Annotated in this window: 2 protein-coding genes; both read left to right on the top strand. The window is 34.8% G+C overall.

The annotated features are described in order from the left end of the window. The first annotated feature begins 376 nt into the window (after positions 1–376). Entirely contained in the window at positions 377–1447 is a 1071-nt protein-coding gene (pstS, locus tag AFK68_RS02805) for a phosphate ABC transporter substrate-binding protein PstS (RefSeq protein WP_094671458.1), read from the top strand. 168 nt (positions 1448–1615) lie between these two features. After that, positions 1616–2590, top strand: a complete 975-nt coding sequence (pstC, locus tag AFK68_RS02810) for a phosphate ABC transporter permease subunit PstC (protein ID WP_094671460.1) — start codon at positions 1616–1618, stop codon at positions 2588–2590. Positions 2591–2693 lie beyond the last annotated feature (103 nt).

Consider the following 2693-nt stretch of genomic DNA (forward strand, 5'->3'; position numbering starts at 1 on the left):
CTTATACCTGGATATTGATTTGATTTTTTATTCTGGGAAATGTCTATTAGTCAGGAATTGAAATTTTATTTATAACTAATAATCCGGATATTAAATGAAGAGGGTAAAACTCAGTTAATTTGTTTCCTAATTTAAGATACTATCTCCTACTATAATTTTTGATTGAGTAGATAGAGTAGAGTCTCAACTATTTACAATAGTATTCTGATTCGACTATAAATACAGAATTTTTCCGAGAGAAATTTGATGAACATTTCTAATGTTGAGCCAAAAAATTCGCAATTATCAAAAAGCATTAACCTTTCCTTAACCTCAAGATGTTAAACTTTCGTCTATTCTTTTTGGTGTCTAGAGAAATATAGAAATCTAAATAATTATGGAATTTGGTATAAATCTTTCTGGGATAACTCGTATTACTGCAAAAGTATCAGCAGTAGCTCTGACAATTGGTTTAGCTGCCTGTGGTGGTGGTGGCGGTGGTCAAGTAAGCCTAGTTGGTGCTGGAGCTTCTTTTCCATCACCCATCTATCAACGTTGGTTTCAAGACTTGAGTAATACTGACGCTAGTCTACAAGTAGATTATCAGTCAGTGGGTAGTGGAGCTGGTGTTGAGAGATTTACTCAAGAATTGGTAGATTTTGGTGCTTCTGATGTGGCAATGAAGGATGAGGAAATTGCCAAAGTAGGCCGAGGAGTTATATTACTACCAATGACTGCCGGTTGTATTGTTTTAGCTTATAATTTGCCCAATGTTCCTAATATCAAACTTTCTAGGGAAGTTTATGTAGATATCCTTTTGGGCAAAATTACAAAATGGAATGACGCGAAGATAACAGCAATTAATCCTGGCGTAACTTTGCCAGACAAAACAATTACGGTTGTATCTCGTTCTGATGGTAGTGGTACAACTGGAGTTTTCACTAAGCATTTAAGTGCTATTAGTCCAGAGTGGAAAGAGAAAGTAGGGGAAGGCAAAACTGTTCAATGGCCAGTAGGTGTTGGTGGTCAGAAAAATGATGGTGTAGCTAATTTGATTCGTCAAACTGAGGGAGCAATAGGATATGTTGAGTATGGTTATGCTAATAATGCTGGTCTAAATATGGCTGCCCTGGAAAATAAATCTGGTAATTATATAGAGCCTAAATTTGAATCAGCATCCGCAACTTTAGGGGCAGTAAAATTACCTGAAAATTTACGAGCTTTTATTACCGATCCAGAAGGAGATAATTCTTATCCAATTGTAACTTATACTTGGATGCTTGCTTATGGAGAATATCCTGATGCAGCAAAAGCTGAAGGTGTAGAAAAAATGATTGAATATGGCTTAAATGAAGGTCAAAAAGTTAGTTCTGAATTAGGTTATATTCCTCTACCTGATAATGTACGTCAAAAAGTTCTAGAAACTGCTGATAAAATCAGCCCAGATTACAATATGACTCTCAAATAGCATCAAAGGAAAATTTAATTCAGAATTCAGAATTCTGAATTAAATTTTTTGCATTTTTTTGGGAAATAATATAACCTCAAAAGTATCTACAGAAAGTTCCTAAAGTTAACCAAATCAAAAGTCAAAAGGTATAGATATATTTGAACTAATATAGACGTAAAAAATTATATGGTTGCACAATCTCAAGTTCAACAAGATACTCGGTCTCGGAGTAATACAGAAAAAAAGTTTGATAATGGTTTTATTGCCCTAACTAAAGTTTTTGCTTGGGGTATAGCAGCTATTCTAATATTAATGGCTTTGACAGTAGCTTGGCAAGCAATACCATCTCTCAATGAATTCGGTTTTGGCTTTCTACTTAAAAGTGTTTGGAACCCTGTTGCTAATGACGGTAAAGGGGATTATGGCGCATGGCCAATGATTGTGGGAACTTTAGTTAGTTCAGTCTGCGCTCTGTTTATTGCAGTTCCTCTCGGTCTAGGTACAGCAATATTTTTAAGTGAAAATTTTATCCCTCCAAAAATTAGTACCCCATTAACTTTTATGGTGGAATTACTAGCAGCTATTCCTAGTGTAGTTTATGGTTTATGGGGTATTTATGTTTTGCTTCCTTTTCTGGAACCAATAGAAGCTTTTCTGGGTAAATATTTAGGATGGATTCCAATTTTTTCTATTCCTGATGGGGTTCGTGCCGGAGGTCCGGGAATGTTTCCCGCTGTTGTTATTTTATCAGTAATGATTTTACCAATTATTACTGCAATTTCTCGTGATTCTCTTGCTAGTTTACCACCTGATTTGCGACAGGCTTCTTTAGGTTTAGGAGCTACTCGTTGGGGTACTATTATTAGGGTGTTAATTCCAGCAGCTTTTTCAGGAATTGTTGGTGGTGTAATGTTAGGTTTGGGTAGAGCAATGGGAGAAACTATGGCTGTAACAATGTTAATTGGTAATGCTAACTCAATTAAATTTACCCTTTTTGCTCCTTCTAATACTATCGCTTCTTTGATGGCAAACCAATTTGCTGAAGCTTCTGGTTTACAACTTTCTGCTCTGATGTATACAGGGGTAGTTTTGTTTGTTTTAACTTTTGTTGTAAATATATTGGCTAATTGGATTGTTAATCAAATTAAGGCGAAGTATTAATAATGGATAATGGATAATTGATAATGGATAATTGATAATGGATAATTGATAATGGATAATTGATAATGGATAATTGATAATGGATAATTGATAATGGATAATT

It is taken from the genome of Hydrocoleum sp. CS-953 (genome assembly GCF_002260545.1).
Taxonomy (GTDB): Bacteria; Cyanobacteriota; Cyanobacteriia; order Cyanobacteriales; family Microcoleaceae; genus Trichodesmium.